This is a genomic window from Mesorhizobium sp. B2-3-15 (genome assembly GCF_006442875.1).
Classification (GTDB): Bacteria; Pseudomonadota; Alphaproteobacteria; order Rhizobiales; family Rhizobiaceae; genus Mesorhizobium; species Mesorhizobium australicum.
Map to the genome: position 1 here is coordinate 268,748 of NZ_VFVO01000002.1, position 16,171 is coordinate 284,918.

10 protein-coding genes are annotated in these 16,171 nt (G+C 65.0%); 3 read left to right on the top strand and 7 right to left on the bottom strand.

Features of this window, described 5'->3' with window-relative positions; all coding sequences use genetic code 11:
• Position 1: 1 nt before the first annotated feature.
• Genes FJ954_RS05380 through FJ954_RS05390 form a run of 3 tightly spaced genes read right to left on the bottom strand, consistent with a single transcriptional unit; the run spans position 2 to position 4,605 of the window.
• Positions 2-937, bottom strand: a complete 936-nt coding sequence (locus FJ954_RS05380; protein WP_140660667.1) for a DmsC/YnfH family molybdoenzyme membrane anchor subunit — start codon at positions 935-937, stop codon at positions 2-4.
• A gap of 6 nt (positions 938-943) precedes the next feature.
• The gene (locus FJ954_RS05385; protein ID WP_140660668.1) at positions 944-1,678 is read right to left on the bottom strand and encodes a 4Fe-4S dicluster domain-containing protein; all 735 of its coding nucleotides are present in this window, start codon (positions 1,676-1,678) and stop codon (positions 944-946) included.
• On the bottom strand, positions 1,675-4,605 hold the full coding sequence (locus FJ954_RS05390) for a molybdopterin oxidoreductase family protein (RefSeq protein ID WP_181177749.1): 2,931 nt from the start codon (positions 4,603-4,605) through the stop codon (positions 1,675-1,677). The genes FJ954_RS05385 and FJ954_RS05390 overlap by 4 nt, the downstream gene beginning before the upstream one ends.
• 278 nt (positions 4,606-4,883) lie before the next feature.
• On the opposite strand from FJ954_RS05390, the gene FJ954_RS05395 reads away from it, so the two are divergent.
• Positions 4,884-5,786, top strand: coding sequence for a LysR family transcriptional regulator (locus FJ954_RS05395; protein ID WP_140660669.1), 903 nt, complete (start codon positions 4,884-4,886; stop codon positions 5,784-5,786).
• Between the two features lie 2 nt (positions 5,787-5,788).
• Here the strand turns inward: FJ954_RS05395 and FJ954_RS05400 are convergent, their stop codons facing one another.
• The 4 genes from FJ954_RS05400 to FJ954_RS05415 form a co-directional block, all read right to left on the bottom strand.
• Positions 5,789-7,045 carry an Hsp70 family protein gene (locus FJ954_RS05400; RefSeq protein WP_140660670.1) on the bottom strand — a complete coding sequence of 419 codons (1,257 nt, stop codon included), beginning with the start codon at positions 7,043-7,045 and terminating at the stop codon, positions 5,789-5,791.
• Positions 7,046-7,215: 170 nt separating this feature from the next.
• Positions 7,216-8,004: a TIGR02186 family protein gene (locus tag FJ954_RS05405; RefSeq protein ID WP_140614750.1), complete on the bottom strand. Its 789-nt coding sequence runs from the start codon at positions 8,002-8,004 to the stop codon at positions 7,216-7,218.
• On the bottom strand, positions 8,004-8,927 hold the full coding sequence (locus FJ954_RS05410) for a sulfite exporter TauE/SafE family protein (RefSeq protein ID WP_015319313.1): 924 nt from the start codon (positions 8,925-8,927) through the stop codon (positions 8,004-8,006). Before FJ954_RS05410 ends, FJ954_RS05405 begins: the two co-directional genes overlap by 1 nt.
• A 192-nt stretch (positions 8,928-9,119) precedes the next feature.
• The gene (locus FJ954_RS05415; RefSeq protein WP_140660671.1) at positions 9,120-13,178 is read right to left on the bottom strand and encodes a peptidoglycan-binding protein; all 4,059 of its coding nucleotides are present in this window, start codon (positions 13,176-13,178) and stop codon (positions 9,120-9,122) included.
• A 452-nt stretch (positions 13,179-13,630) separates the two neighbouring features.
• Between FJ954_RS05415 and FJ954_RS05420 the strand changes: the two genes are divergently transcribed.
• Positions 13,631-14,092, top strand: a complete 462-nt coding sequence (locus tag FJ954_RS05420) for a MerR family DNA-binding transcriptional regulator (RefSeq protein WP_015319311.1) — start codon at positions 13,631-13,633, stop codon at positions 14,090-14,092.
• Between the two features lie 266 nt (positions 14,093-14,358).
• The gene (locus FJ954_RS05425) at positions 14,359-16,149 is read left to right on the top strand and encodes an acyl-CoA dehydrogenase (RefSeq protein ID WP_140660672.1); all 1,791 of its coding nucleotides are present in this window, start codon (positions 14,359-14,361) and stop codon (positions 16,147-16,149) included.
• Positions 16,150-16,171: the final 22 nt, after the last annotated feature.

Sequence of the window (16,171 nt, forward strand, 5' to 3'; positions counted from 1 at the left end):
TCTATCGCCCATAATAGAGCATGACCGTGTGCTTCGCTTCGGCGAAGAACAGCCAGCGTTCGACCAGCATGCCGGCAAACTGGGCGATCGCGGCCAGCGCCGATAGCGCCGCCGCGAGCGGCCACGGCAAGGCGAAGGCGGCAAGCAGCAACAGGATCGGCAAACCGAAGGCCAGCGCCTGCGTGATCCGGCGCAGCTTTGCGCTGTGCTTGCGCGCGATGCGAAAACCCATTTCCTTGAGCAGGTAGTTTTCTTCCGTATGCGGCCACTCCAGCGACTGCACCGTGCCACCGGTCAGCCCCGTCGCGGTGTTGGCATTGGTCGGGATTTCAAGCCGGTCGTTGTGGCGCCAGGTCGCCAGCTTCCAGCCCCAGCCAAGCAAAGTGAGCAGCGCGGAAGCCGCCAGAAGCATTTTCGAGCCGAGAGAAAATGCTTGCAGCACAGCGTTCAGAAGCACGCTGCCGCTCATCGCCGAGTAGATGAGATAGCCGGGCAAGGTGTAGGGGCTGTGCCAGTGGGCGATGGGTTTCAGCGAGGCATAGATCATGCCTGTCATGCAGACCGTGGCTATGGCGCCGACGGCGGCCAAGACGCCGGCGGCCGCCACCCAGCCATCGAGGCGGCTAAGGAAGACCCAGCCTACGCCGAACACGCCTGCGGGAATGAAGGTGGCGACCGAGGCAACGCCTTCGCGCGACAGCCATGAGCTGCGCCATTGCGAGAACGCCCGCCAGGCCCGTTCGGGCCTGCCGAGATGGCCGGTCGATGACAACAGGCCGGCGGCGATCAGGCCGAGCGCCAGCCCCATGCCGACGAAGCCCGGCCAGAAATCGGGCGCGACGAAGCCGGCCGGGCCGAGCACGCCCAGCAGCGCGAGCAGCCCATAGCCGGCACCCGTGGCGGTGGTGAAGAAGACGACGGAAAAAGCCGGATGCATGGATGGTCAGCTCGAAAGCATGCGGTCGACCCAGCCAAGGAAACCGCCCTCGGCCCGTAGCGGCTCCAGCGCGGGAGCGATCACCGATGCGGCGCGTTGCGTGTGAGCGCGCGGGGGCAGGTATTTGTTGGTCGGGCGATAGCCGAGTTCGGACATCAGGTCGACACCGCCGCGCTCCGCCGCCAGTTGCGAAACGGGGGATTGGGGATCGCCGAGGTCGCCGAAATGCCGGGCGCTGGTCGGGCAGGCGGCGACGCAGGCCGGCACGCGGTCCCCCTCGGCCAGGTTGTCGTTGTAGATGCGGTCGACGCAGAGCGTGCATTTCTTCATCACCCCGACATCGCCATCGAATTCGCGCGCGCCGTAAGGGCAGGCCCAGCTGCACAATTTGCAGCCGATGCACTTGTCCTCGTCGATCAGCACGATGCCGTCCGACGCGCGCTTGTAGGAGGCGCCGGTCGGGCAGACGGTGACGCAGGCCGGCGTCTCGCAATGCAGGCAGGAACGCGGGAAGTTGACCGTGCGCCCACCCATCTCGGTGATGTGCTCGTAACTGTGCACGCGGTTGAACCAGACCCCGTCGACATGGCCGCCATAGGGGTCGATGTCGGTCAGCGGCGCCATGTGGCCGCCGGTGTTCCATTCCTTGCAAGCGGTGACGCAGGCCTGGCAGCCGACACAGGTGTCGAGGTCGATGACGAGGCCAAGCTTCTTGCCGCCTGGACTTGGAAGACAGGTCATTCGGTTGCCTCTCTTGCCTGCCGAAACCCGGCGCCGAAAGTGAGCTTGTCGGGCGAGGGTTCGAAATGCGGCGGCTGTTGAAAACGCTCGAATTGCGGCTCGGTGAAGCCGGCCTCCTCCGCCGCGCATTTGACGATGCGCACGCGCAGATCGAACCACGCCGCCTGGCCCGTGACCGGATCGGAATTCGAATAACGCTTGCCCTGCGCGTCGGCCAAGGTCTGGTCTCCAATGATGTGGTTGAGCAGGAAGCCGCGATTGCTTTCGGCGGCATCGTCTTTCAGCCCCCAACTGCCGCGTCGCTTGCCGATCGCGTTCCAGGTCCACACCGTGCTTTCGTTGACCCCTTCGACCAGCTTGATCTGCCCCTTGACCCTGCCGTTGATGCTCTCGATCCACACCCAGTCGTCGTCGCCAAGGCCGAGCCCGGCGGCGGTTTGCTGATGCACGAACAGCCGGTTCTGGCTGGTGATCTGCCGCAACCACGCATTTTGCGAACCCCAGGAATGGTACATGTGCATGGGCCGCTGCGTCAGCGCGTGCAGCGGGTATTCTTCCTGGTCGACGGACGCTTCCTCGAACGGCATGTACCAGAACGGCAGCGGGTCCATGTAGGTCTCGACGCGCTTGCGTTCGCTTTCGGGCGGCACCACCCGGCCATGACCACGCGCGGCCAGCCGAAAACGCTGCATCGGTTCGGAATAGAGCTGGAAGACGATCGGCTCGGCCTTGGGGATGAAGCCCAGTTGCACCGCGAAGTCGAGATAGGAGCGGTTGGCCATCTTGTAGTAGCGCTGGTCCTCGGTGAAATCGTGGTGCCAGAACCCGCCATTGTCGATGTAGCGTTGCAACTGGTTGGGATTGACGTCGCCCTTGCCGATCGAGTTTTCGTCCTTGCCGCGCCAGCCTGCGAGCGGGCCGATGCCGGGCGTGCGTTCATGATTGACGATGTAGTCGGCATAGTCGCGGTACTTCGGCGAGCTTTCGTCATCGACGAAGCCGGGCAGGCCAAGCCGCGCGCCGAGGTCGATCAGCACCGACTGGAAGGGCCTGACGTCGCGGTCGGGCTCGACGACCGGATGGCGAATGGCGTCGCCCGGCCCGTCGGCATGGCTGATCGGCCGGTCGAGCAGGCTGATGCAGTCATGACGCTCTAGATAGGTGGTGTCGGGCAGGACCAGGTCCGCGAACGGCACGGTCTCGGAGTAGTAGGCATCGGAATAGATGATGGAGGGGATCTTGTAGTTGCCCGCTTCGTCATGGTCGGTGAGCATGGCCATGGTCTCGACGGTGTTCATCGAGGAATTCCAGGCCATGTTCGACATGTACATCATCAGCGTGTCGATCGGGTAGGGATCGCCGGCCCAGGCGTTGCGGATGACTGTGTGCATCAGCCCATGCGCCGCAAGCGGCGAATCCCAGGAATAGGCCTTGTCGATGCGCAGCGGCGTGCCCGCTTCGTCGACCAGCAGATCGTCGGGTCCACAGACGAAACCGAGCGGCATGCCGTCGAGCGGCGTCATCGGCCTGACATCCTTGCCGCAGGGCTTCGGGCCGGGCGGCGCCGATCTGGGATAGGGCGGCTTGAAGCGGAAGCCGCCCGGCACGTCCACCGTGCCCAGCAGAACCTGCAGCAGGTGGATGGCGCGACAGGTGTGAAAGCCGTTGGAATGGGCCGAGATGCCGCGCATGGCATGCATCGAAACCGGCCGTCCCGTGATCGTATCGTGCCGCCGTCCGGCCCAGTCGGTCCATGCGACCGGCAGTTCGATCGCCTGCTCGAAGGCGACATGGGCCAGTTCGGCGGCGATCCGGCGGATCGTTCCGGCCGGGATGCCGCAACGCTCCGCGACCGCATCGGGCGAATAGCTGACGTCCATGTAGCGGTCCGCGATCAGCTGGAACACGGGAAGGCACCTGCGCCCGTCGACTGTGAAGCTGCCGGTCAGTGCCGGTTTGGCATTTGAATCGACTGCGTTGACGGAGGTCGTCGCCACTCTGTCCCATGCCAGCGGATTGCCGTCGCTGTCGCGCATGAACAGCCCGTCATCGGCCGCGCCCGGCTCCTGGATAACCAGGACATGCGCGTTGGTGTAGCGGAGCAGATAATCGAGATCGACGCGGCCGGCTTTCAAGAGTTCGTGGATCAGCGCGAACACGAACAGGCCGTCCGTGCCGGGCCGGATGCCGATCCAGTCGTCGGCGATCGCATTGTAGCCGGTCCGGCATGGATTGATCGACACCACCTTGGCGCCGCGCGCCTTGAGCTTGCCCAGTCCGATCTTGATCGGATTGGAATCATGGTCCTCGGCAACGCCGAACAGCATGAAGTATTTCGTGTTGTCCCAATCGGGCTCGCCGAACTCCCAGAACGAGCCGCCGATCGTGTAGAGCCCGCCCGCCGCCATGTTCACCGAACAGAAGCCGCCATGAGCGGCGAAGTTCGGCGTGCCGAACTGGCTCGCCCACCACCCTGTAAGAGATTGTGATTGGTCACGGCCCGTGAAGAAAGCGAGTTTCTTAGGATCGGTCCGGCGGATATTCGACAGCCGCTCGGTGGCGATCGAGAAGGCCTCCTCCCACTCGATCTCGCGGAACTCACCCGAGCCGCGCGGCCCGGTGCGTAAGAGTGGCTTCTTCAGCCTGGCCGGGCTGTAGTGCTGCATGATGCCGGAGCTGCCCTTGCCGCAGATCACGCCGCGATTGACCGGATGATCCTTGTTGCCGTTGATGTAGCGGACCTTGCCGTCTTTGATGTGCACGTCGATGCCGCAGCGGCAGGCGCACATGTAGCAGGTCGTCTTGGCGATGCTGTCGGAAACATCAGGCGAGGTGTCGACACCGTCGCCTTCATCGGGCGCCCGCGTGTCGGCAAGCGGGCGTTGCGAGGGGGCTGAATTGGCGCCGCGCGGCGGTCCTTGCATCATGATCCCGTGGTGCTCGCGCGGCCAGCGGATTTGGCCCGCGTCTTCGGCCCGGGGCCGCGCATATAATGTTCTTCGGGATGGTAGCGATCACCGGCCAGCCGTCGCCTTATACCGCGGCTCCAATGCGCAAGCAGGGACCTGAACCGCCCGACCATTTTGCTCTTTGCGACCTGCAGGCTAATTTTTTCTAACTTCCGACGAAAAAGTAGAATAAAGCTATCGATCCGTCTAATCAGTTGTTCTTGTAAATTCGATCGATATTGGTTCTTAATACAGGCATGACCCTGGATCAGTTGCGCATTTTCGTCGCCGTCGCAGAGCGCGGCCACATGACAAAGGCGGCGGAGCTCCTGGGCATTTCCCAGTCGGCCGCGTCGGCGGCCATTCGCGCTCTGGAAGAGCAGCATGGCGTCCATCTGTTCAACCGCGTCGGCCGCAACATCGAGCTGGCTCAGACCGGCCATCGGTTTCTGCCGGAGGCCAAGGCCGTGCTGGAGCGGGCCGCCGCCGCGCGCAATGTCCTGGAACATGTTTCGCAGACGGTCGCCGGCAGCCTCTCCATCGCCGCCAGCCTGACCATCGCCAGTTACTGGCTGCCGCGCCGGCTGGCCTCTTTCCACGAGGCCTATCCGGCCGTCAGGCTGAGCGTCACCATCGGCAACACAAGGCAGGTCGAGGCCAGCGTGCTGGATGGAACCGCCGATCTCGGCCTGGTCGAAGGGCGCACCGAGTCCGACTTATTGCGCCGCGTCAAGGTCGATACCGACCGGTTGATGCTGGTCGTTGCCAGCTCCCATCCAGAGATCGCCGAAACCGCGCCGGGCCGCCCCGACATCACCGGCCTGCGCTGGATAATCCGCGAGGGCGGCTCCGGCACGCGCGAGGTGCTGGAGGATCTGGCGCGCCGCGAGGGGATTTCGCTTGCCGACCTCAGGATATTCCTGGTGCTGCCCAGCAACGAGGCGGTTCGCCAGGCTGTCGAGGCGGGAGCCGGCGCGACCATCATTTCAGAGCTGGTCGCCGGGCGCGCGGTCGCCGAAGGGAGCCTGAGAGCCGTGCCGATCGAATTGCCGAAGCGCGACTTCGCCATGATCACCCATCGCGACCGTCAGGCAAGCCTGGCCCAGATGGCGCTGAAGGCGCATCTGGCCGCGGAGGCGAACGGGTCTACGTTGGGGTAGGTTCAGCCGAACTTCCGCTGCGCATCGAGCGCCAGGCCGAGCCCGACCGATCCGAACATATCGCCTTCTATGACGGAAGCCCGCGGCACCAGCGACAGGATTTCCCGCCTTGCCAGCGGGATCGCCGTCGATCCGCCGGTCAGGAACACCGCGGTGATGTCGGAGGGCTTGACCCCGGCGTCGCGGATGGTCTGTGCCACCGTTTCGGTAACCCGCTCGATGTCCCGAGCGATCGTCGCCTCCAGCCCGTCGCGTGTGATCCCGGCGGCGAACGCCGCGCCCGGCAGCTTCACCGCCACGTCCGCCGATGACATGTCGGTCAGCTCTATCTTGGCCTTCTCGACCAGCGCCGCCAGCGCGTGCCCGTAGCGGTGCTCGACGATATGGATGAAGCGGTCGACCAGGTCGGCGCGCGCGGCCTCGTAGCGGATCTGGCGCAGATGCGTCATCGCCTTGGCGGTGTAGACCAGATTGATGCGCTGCCATGTGGCGAGATCGATGAAGTAGCTGGCCGGCAGATTGCGCTTGCCGTCCTTGGTCGCGGAGAGGTAGCCGAGCTGTGGCATGACATGGGCGATGCTCAGCAACCGGTCGAAATCAGTGCCGCCGATATGGATGCCGCGGCTGGCCAGGATGTCGTCCTTGCGATCGGTCGATCGCGCGCGCTCCGGCGAGACCCGCACGATGGAGAAGTCGGACGTGCCGCCGCCCATGTCGATGATCAGCGCCAGTTCCTCGCGTGTCACCTTCTGCTCGTAATCGAGCGCCGCCGCGATCGGCTCGAACTGGAAAGCGATATGCTTGAAGCCTTGGGCACGGGCAGCCTTCTCGAGTTCGCCTTGCGCCTCCGCGTCGGCTTGCGCGTCGTCATCGACGAACTGCACCGGGCGGCCGAGCACCACGCTCTCCACCACGCCGCCGGCGTCCTCTTCCAGCCGCGTCCTCAGATGACCGATGAACAGGCCGATAATGTCGATGAAGCCGATCTGGCGTGCTTTGATCCGCGTCTTCTCGTGGGCGAGCGAACTGCCGAGCACGCTCTTCAACGAGCGCATCAGGCGGCCTTCGATGCTGTCGGTATAGTCGCCGATCGCGCGGCGGCCGAAATAAGTATGGCCGTCCTCGAAATTGAAGAACACGGCACTTGGCAAAGTGGGCTGCCCGCCCTCCAGCGGGACCAGCCGCGCCTTGCCGTTGCGGATGACGCCCACCGTGGAATTGGACGTGCCGAAGTCGATGCCGCCGAATGCCTGATGCATCGCAGCCTCCTGTCATTGTTTCATGGCGGCAAAACAGCGGCGACGCGTCGCCGCTGTCATCGGGATGCCGGACCGCTCCTGGCGAACGGTATGTGCTTGTTTGCCCCTGGGTTGGGAGGCGGCGGTTTATCGCATGGCGGCGAAAAGGGGAACCCTCTTTTCCCGCGGCATCAATCCTTGCGGAACACCAGCCGGCCGAGCCAGCCCGTCACCATGGCCAGCGATACGGCGAACACGCCGTAGAGGAACGAATAGTCGTGGGCAACGCGGAAGATCGATTGTTCGAAGCCCGATTTGCGGATTTCGAGCTGCGCCGAACTCTCCTTGACGAATAGGCCGCTCTTGAACAGGAATGCGCGTGCTTTGTGCGTGCCGACCGAGACATCAGGCGCCAGCCTGACGGTAGCGCGAAACAGGTTCTGCGACAGGAATTGCACGCCCCCGACATTCTCGCTGTAGAGGCCGGCGGCGGCCTTGCGTTCGCGCAACGCGGCCGTGAATTCCTCGATCGTCGCCGGGCTGTCACCGGCTTCGGCGGGCTGCATATAGAGGTTGGAGGCGCCGAGCGACAGCTGCTTGTAGCTGTTGGGTTCGGTGATGTCCTGCAGCGGCCGCGTCGTCGCGACCGAATAGGACACCGGCACGTTCTCGAAGGTCTCGGAATCCAAATTGACCCAGACGCCCAGCACCCGGTCCTTGCGGCGCACGACCACCGGTTTCGGCGGCCCTTCGAGCACGACGATGACGTCGTAACGGCCCTGGCGTGCGACCAGCGGGTCGGGATTTTCCAGCGAACCGAAGATGGTCAGGTCGGCGCCGGAAAAACCGGCGGTGATCGACACCGCGTCGGTGGAAAGGCCGATCTGGATGCCTTCCGTCAGCGGCGTCTGCGCCTTCGCCGGCGCGGCGGCGATCAGGGACAGGAGAGCGACGGCTGCGAGCGCTTTCAGGCCATTCATCAGTTGAGGCCCAGGCCGGACAGCGAATAAAGGTTTGGCGGCGTGACGAACAGATCGGTGGCAAGCCGGATCGCCACCGCCAGCACCAGCAGCGCCAGGAGCGCCCTCAATTGCTCGCCGCGCAGCCGCTGGCCGGCCTTGGCGCCATATTGCGCCCCAGCCACGCCGCCGGCCATTAACAGGAATGCCAGCATCACATCGACGGTCTGGTTTGTGGTGGCGTGAACCAGCGTCGTATAGGCGGAGGTGAAGATGATCTGGAACAGCGAGGTGCCGATGACGACATTGGTCGGCACTTTCAAGAGATAGATCAGCGCCGGCACCATGATGAAGCCGCCGCCGACACCCATGATCGACGACAGGAAGCCGATGCCGGCACCAAGCCCGAGCACCGGAATGACGCTGACGAACAGTTTCGACGCGCGGAAGCGCATCTTCAGCGGCAGGCGGTGGATCCAGTTGTGCTGGCCGGATTTCTTCAGCACCGGTGCCGCGCCGCTGCGCGTGGCGCGCAGGGCGTTGATGCTCTCGACCAGCATCAGCCCGCCGACGGTGCCGAGCAGCACGACGTAGAGCAGCGAGATGAACAGGTCGAGCTGGCCGAGCCTGCGCAGGAAGCCGAACACATAGATGCCGCCGGTTGAGCCGACGACGCCGCCGGCCAGAAGCACGCTGCCGAGCTTGAAGTCGAGCGTCCCTCGCTTCATGTGCGACAACACGCCGGAGACGGAAGAAGCAATAACCTGGTTGGCGCCGGTGGCGACCGCGATCGCCGGCGGGATGTTGTAGAAGATCAAGAGCGGCGTGATCAGGAAGCCGCCGCCCACCCCGAACATGCCCGACAGGAAGCCCACCGCGGCGCCCATGGCCAGCAGCACGAAGACGTTGACGGAAATTTCCGCGATCGGGAGATAGATGCCCACCCGTCTGTCTCGATCAGTTTGCCTGTCGGCGAATAAAGCCGCTGCGGGCACTATCGCATCGAAAAGCCAATTTTCTCTTGCGCCGACGCGGCAGCGGGACCAAACCCCGTCACCGCGCCGAAACAAAAAACAACTCAATCAGTTAACAGGCAAATGTAAGGCAAGGGCGTCGTGGAAACGACGCTTCTGCCGTTATTTGCGCGCCAGCAATGCCTTGACCAGCTTCTCGTCGACCGCGCCCGTCGCTGGCAGCTTGTTGTCGGTCTGGAAAGCGATGATCGCGTTCTTGGTCTTCCCGCCCATCACGCCGTCGGCGCCGCCGGCGTCATAGCCGTTCTTGTTGAGGATGAGCTGGATGTTCTTGACCGCCTTCTTCATGTCGATGCCGGCCGTCGTCTGCGGCGTGCCTTCCTGCCAGGATTCGGGAATGTCCACCGAATTGGCCGCCGCGTTGAGCGGCTTGGCCTTCCACAATTCGGTCGCCGCGCGCGCGCGCGCGAGCTGCTCGGGTCGCAGCGCGTTGGCGATCTCGTCGCGCTTGGCCGCGGCATCCTTGTCGCCGGTCTTGGCGACGAGCGCGAACCATTTGTAGGATTCCTCCAGGTTCTGCTTCATGCCGACGCCCTTGGCGGCGAGGATGCCAAGATTGAATTGGCTGTCCTTGACGCCGAGGTCGGCGGCCGCCTGGAACCAGTGCGCGGCCGATTCATTGTCGGTTGCGCCGTCGGCGGCCATGGCGAACAGCACCGCCAGATTGTGCATGGCGCTGGCGTTGCCCTGCGCGGCGGCGAGCTGGTACCAGGTCTTCGACTTCTTGATGTCGCGCGCGACGCCGATGCCCTTCTCGTAGAAATTGCCGATGCGGTATTCAGCCGGCGCGAAGCCGAGTTCCGCCGATTTCTCGTACCATTTGGCGGCAGCCGGCATGTCTTCCTTGACGCCGCGCGACTCGGCGTAGCGCGAGCCGACCTCGAACAGCGCCTTGGCGTCGCCACCGGCGGCGGCGTCACGCAAGGCGACCGGGCCGGCATCGGCCGGAATGTCGAACTTGATCGCGGCTGTCGCCGCCGGCTTGTCCATGGGCGCAACGGCGCCAGTCGTGTCGTTGGTCGTCGCCTCGGTCGCCACTGGCGCGGCAGGGGCCGCTTGGAGATCGGCATCCCTCGCCTGCGTAGCGCCGGCGGCTGCTGCCGGATCCGTCATGGCCGGGGCAGCGGTCATCGGAGCAACCGGCGCGGCCGAAGCCATCGCGTCGGGGGCGCTCGGGCCGGAAGCCATGGCCGACGTGACCGGCGAAGCGGGCTCGGCCGTGGGCGCTGTGTCCGGCATCGCGTCAGACGGCATGGCCACGACGCTCCGCGCCGCCATATCGTCCTTGCTGGCCGGCGCGGATTGTTCGGCCTGCCTGGCCGGACGGGCCGGCGCACTGTTCATCGCCGTCGGCTGAACTTCGGTCTTCGGCTGGCTGGCGGCATCGAGAGATGCCGTCTGAACCGGCTGCGGGGCGACGATCGGGGATGCGTCGTTGCTTGCCACCTGGGCGGGATCCGAAAGGAACGCCTTGCCGAGCTGCAGGCCGGCAAGCGCCAGCATGATCGCTGCCGCCGCCATCAGGATCGGCTTGCGCCGCGCCTTGAGCAGGTCGCCTATCCTGAGCGCCTTGACCGGGCCTTTCATCGTCGACTGGCGCTTCAGGGCGTCGGCCTCGGCCGCGGCCGCCTGCGCCGCGCGCCGGGCGGCGGCGATGAAATCCGATTTCGCCGCGTCGCTGTCGCCGAGCTTTGCCGGTTGTCCGCGCTCGTCGCGCACGCGCTTCATGATGGCATTGAGGTCAGGCGCGCCGGAGCCCGGCTCCAGCGGGCGGTTGGCGACCTTCGGGTCGAGCGGCTCGTCGAGATCGACACTCGGGATGTCGGCGCTCGGCGCCGAGCCGGCCAGCGGCGGAACATCCGCCGCTTTCTTGCCCTTGAAGGCCCGCGCCAGACCGCCGAACATCGACTTGCGGCCTGCCGGCTGGTCCTTTCCGGCGGTGGTGTCGGAACCGAGTGCGGCCATCGCGGCGGCGGCGGCGGCTTCCGCCGGCGAGCGCGTGCCCGGCCGGGGAGACAAGCCCGTTCCAACGTGCAGTGCGGGCTCGCCGGGCTCGGTGCGCACTATGGCCGCGGCACGCGCGTCCAGATCGGCCATGTCGCCAGTCAGCGGCAGCTCGTCCATGGTCATGGATGGTGCGTTCACGGCCATCTTGGGCCGCTGCAAGCCACGCCAGCCACTGGGTTCGATCGAGGCCGCGTCCAGGAGCTCGCTTACCGCCTCGGACGGGTCGCTGGTTTCCAGCGAGCCCAGCCTGTCGACGATCTTGAGCAGTGTGTCGTGAATGGCCTCGAAGGTCCGCGAATTGCGCTCGTCGGAACGCCGCGTCAGCGTCTCCAGGGTCTTCAGATCCTGGGCGAGGCCGGATACCGCGGCCGTATTGGTGCTCGTTCCGGCCAGCGAGCGCACCGCGTTCTCGGCCGCCTCACGTGCCGCGCCGAGGATGGAATCGCGGGTCCCGGCCAGCGCTTTTTCGATTTCGTCGAGGCGTGGGCTGATGTCCTCGAAGTCCGGCAGCGGCGTGCTGGGCTTGGAAAGATGCGCCGACAGGCCGGCGACCTGCGCCTCCAGGCTGCGGATCAGCGCCGGATCGATGCCGGCCACCTGGGCCGCCGAAGCGTCCAGCCGGCTTGAAATATCTTCGAGCCGGCTTTCCAGGCCCCGGATCGCCGCCTCGCCGGCGGGATCGGGAGCGCGTGTCTCCATGCGCTTGGCCAGTGCGGTGAAGCGAGCGTCGATGGCGTCCATGATGCCGGCACTGTCGACCTGCGGCATGCTGCGCTGGTCCAGCCGGTCGGCAACCTCGTCCAGCCGGCGCTCGAGATCGCGAAACAGCATGTTGCCCTGCTCGATGGCGTCGCCCTGGCGCCGCTCCATCATGCCCGACAGCACGTCGAAGCGCTGCTCCAGCCCGTGGAAGATGTAGTCGGCGTCGGGCATGGCCGGCGCCTGATCGATCTTGTCGGCGATCAGCGCGATCTGCTTGGCGAGCCGTTCCATCGCCTGCTCGGGCAGGTTGGCGCGGCCGGCGAGGTCGTCGACCCGGCTCGACAGCGTGTTCAGCCGGTCGATCACGACATTTGCGGGACGGTCCTGCGCCACTTCCTCGATCTGCTGGGCGAGCGAGTCGATCCGCTTCTCGATGCGCTCGAAGGCTTCGTGGTCGACTGAATTCGCCTGTGCGGCGACTGTCGAGGCGACGATGGCGCGGGAAATCTCGTCCAGCCGCTCGTCGATCATGGCCAGCGTGCCGCCGCCGCGATTGTCCTGCTGGCTGGCGAAATGGTCGACCGCCCCGGCCAGCGTGCGGACCTTCTCCTCCAGCGAGCGCAGGGACAGCGATTCCGGCAGGTTGTTGACGGCGTTGCTGATCTGCTCCAGCCGGTCGGTCAAGGCGGCAAGGGCGGGGTCGTCGGAGCGTTTGCGCTGGTCGGCGTCGACGCGGTCCTCGAAGGCCGTCCAGCGGCGATCGAACTCGTCCCAGCGACGGTCGACCTTCTGCACGCTCTCCTCGCGCGCCAGCGTGTCGAGCGCGGCCTTGACCTGTTCGAGTTCCAGTCGCAGCAGGTTGACGCTCCTGTCGTCGCTCTTCTCCGACAGCGATTTAATGGCGCCGGAGAGCCGCTCGAATTCCACGCCGAGTTCAGCGCTGCCCTTGCCCGAGGTCCCGTACTTGGCGTTCGACTGGAAGGCGCGGTCGATGTCCTTGCGCAGCGCGTCGAATTCGCGCTGCAGCCCTGAAGTCACCTGGTGGCGCAGTTCCTCGCGCATGCCGCGCAGTTCGCCGGCGATCTTGCCGACCATGGCGACGCTGTCTTCCTGGCCGCGCACGCGGTCGATGTCACGCGCGATCGCCTGATAATTCTGGTCGAAGGGTGCAGGGGAGGGCGCCGGGTTGTGCGCACGCGGTGCCGGCTGCGGATCCTCGTACCAGCGCTGCTGGGCCGTCGGCTGCGCAGCGGGATAGCGCGGGTCGGAGGCGGGGTAACGCGGTTCGGCGCCATATTGGCGAGGAGCGGGTCGTGCCGTCGCGTCCTCGCGCGTCTGCCCCAGGCGCTGTTCCAGCGTCTCCAGGGAGCGGTTCAGCTGCTCGAGCGTGGTCTGCGGCTTGCGCTGCCTGCCAGCATTGAGTGTATCGAGGTAGGACCGCTTGCTGTTCATCGGTGCGTCCGTCTTTCAGATTGGCCGGCTTGCGGCCAGCTCCCCAAGTCCCTGCCGGAACGAGGCGACCGCGCTTCGATGCCACGGTGGAAGACAAGCTTCCCGGGTTTCCCCGCGCTCCGAAAAACCGTGAAAATTCGATACAGGATAACCACGGGTAGCCGACACGCGCACATTTCGCCCAACGTGGTAAACAACGCGTTAACCAAGCTTAAGAAGTTGCAAGGAAGTTGGCTGACGTGACTTCCGGTGCGGCATAAAGCACCGTTCTCAGAACGCCCTTGCGTCATGAGACGGCTACCGGTATAGAATTGACGTAAACGTAAATGGCGTATCAACTGCGCTGTTTGCGATTTGTTTGTCGAAACCACGGCCGGAAGCACGCCCCCGCTTCCAGTCAGGCGACGCATGGTCCGGGACCGCGACGCCACCAGACGGGGAAGCCAGTGACCATGAAGCTTATCTCGGCCGGCGAGACCGCGGCCAACACCAATAATGCAACCGTTGAAGCCGGCGAGGATCTCTCCCGCATCGGCGAGATGGCCAAGAAGTACGGCGTGACGCTGCGCACGCTCCGTTTCTATGAAGACAAGGGCCTGCTCAACCCTCAGCGCGACGGTTCGACCCGTCTCTATACGCGCCGCGACAAGGCGAGGCTGAAGCTGATCCTGCTCGGCCGCAAGGTTGGGTTCTCGTTGCGCGACGTCAAGCAGATGATGGACCTCTACGATCCGACCGGTTCCAACACCAAGCAGTTGCGGCTGGCGCTGGACAAGTCGGAAAAGCAGCTCGCTCGCCTGCAGAAGCAGCGGGCGCTGATCGACGACGCCATCAATGAGCTCGGCGGCTCGATGTCGGCGGTGCGTCAGATGCTGGCCGAGCGTTCGGCGCCGCAAGCGAGCGTCGCGAGCTAAGCCGCCCTCCGATACTGTCGGACCCTTCACCACAAAGCCGCGTGGCCATGCCGCGCGGCTTTTTCGCTGTCTGGCCTGCGTGCTTCGCGCTGGCTTGCGCATTGCCGTGACGCTTGGCCGATTGCGCCCGTGGTGGCGGAAATCTTGCCGCAGCGCAAATATTGACGTTTACGCAAACGTCAATATTTGCTATTGCGGCTTCGACATTGGCCCGCTTGCCGCGCACGGCTTGATTTCGGGGTCAATCCGCATGGTGGAGGAAAAGCATGCCGATCTACAGGGCCCCGGTCCAGGACACGCTGTTCGTGCTCAACGAGGTGCTCGGCTATCAGCGCTATTCGAACCTTCCGGGATTCGCCGACGCAACGCCTGACGTGCTGGAGGCAATTCTCGCCGAAGGGGCCAAGCTCGCCGAGAACGTCATGCATCCGCTCAACCGTGTCGGCGACATGGAGGGTTGCGTGCGCCATGACGACGGCTCGGTGACCACGCCCAGGGGCTTCAAGGAAGCCTTCGACCAGTATCGCGAAGGCGGCTGGATGGGCCTGGCGGCGCCCGTCGAGTTCGGCGGCCAGGGCCTGCCCTATGCCGTGCACACGGCGGTGGCTGAATACATGGTGTCGGCCAACATGTCGCTGATGATGTATCCGGGCCTGACCCAGGGCGCGATCGCCGCCATCATCACCCACGGCACCGACGAGCAGAAGGCGACCTGGCTGCCCAGGATGGTCGAGGGCAGCTGGACCGGCACCATGAACCTGACCGAGCCGCATTGCGGCACCGATCTTGGCCTGCTGCGCACCAAGGCGGTGCCGAACGGCGATGGCACCTACAAGATTTCAGGCCAGAAAATCTTCATCTCGGCCGGCGAGCACGACATGTCGGACAACATCGTCCATCTGGTGCTGGCCCGCATCGAAGGCGCGCCGGAGGGCGTCAAGGGCATTTCGCTGTTCATCGTGCCCAAGCTGAAGCTCGACACATCGGGCAATCCGGGGACGAGAAACACCGTCTCCTGCGGCTCGATCGAGGAGAAGATGGGCATCCACGGCAACTCGACCTGCGTCATGAATTATGACGAGGCCGAAGGCACGCTGCTGGGCGAGGCCAATGGGGGCCTGAAGGCGATGTTCACGATGATGAACGAGGCCCGCCTCGGCGTCGGCCTGCAGGGCCTGTCGCTGTCGGAGATCGCCTACCAGAATGCCGCCGCCTATGCCAAGGACCGGTTGCAGGGCCGCTCGCTGTCAGGCCCGAAGGCGCCGGACAAGAAGGCCGACCCGATCATCGTTCATCCCGACATCCGCCGCTCGCTGATGACCATGAAGGCGTTCAACGAGGCCGGCCGCGCGCTGGCGCTGTGGACCGCGATCAAGTCCGATATCGCGCACCGCTCCGCCGACGACAAGGATCGCCAGGCGGCCGACGACTACACCGGCCTGATGACGCCGGTAGTCAAGGGCGTGCTGACCGACAAGGGTTTTGATCACGCCGTCATGGCGCAGCAGGTGTTCGGCGGTCACGGCTACATCGAAGAACATGGCATGAGCCAGTTCGTGCGCGATGCCCGCATCGCCATGATCTATGAAGGCGCCAACGGCATTCAGGCGCTCGACCTCGTCGGCCGCAAGCTCGGCTTGAACGGCGGCCGAGCCATCCAGGCCTTCTTCAAGGAGGTCGGCGAGTTCTGCGAGGAAAACCGCGCGCACGAAAAGATGGCGCCCTTCACCAAGGGTCTGAAGAAGGGCCTCAACGATTTGCAGGCGGCGACCATGTGGCTGCTGCAGAATGGCATGGCCAAGCCCGATAATGCCGGTGCGGCCTCGACCGACTACATGCATCTCTTCGGCCTCGTCGCGCTGGGCTACATGTGGGCGCAGATGGCCAAGGCGGCACAGGGCAAGACTGATGCCAACGGCTCCCAGTCTTTCTACGATAACAAGGTGGTGACGGCGCGCTTCTTCATGGAGCGGATCATGCCGGAGACCTCGGCGCACCTCGCCCGTATTTCGAGTGGTGCCGATACGCTGATGGCCCTGCCGGCGGAAGCGTTCTAAACTCCGTCTCGCTAGCCTTTCT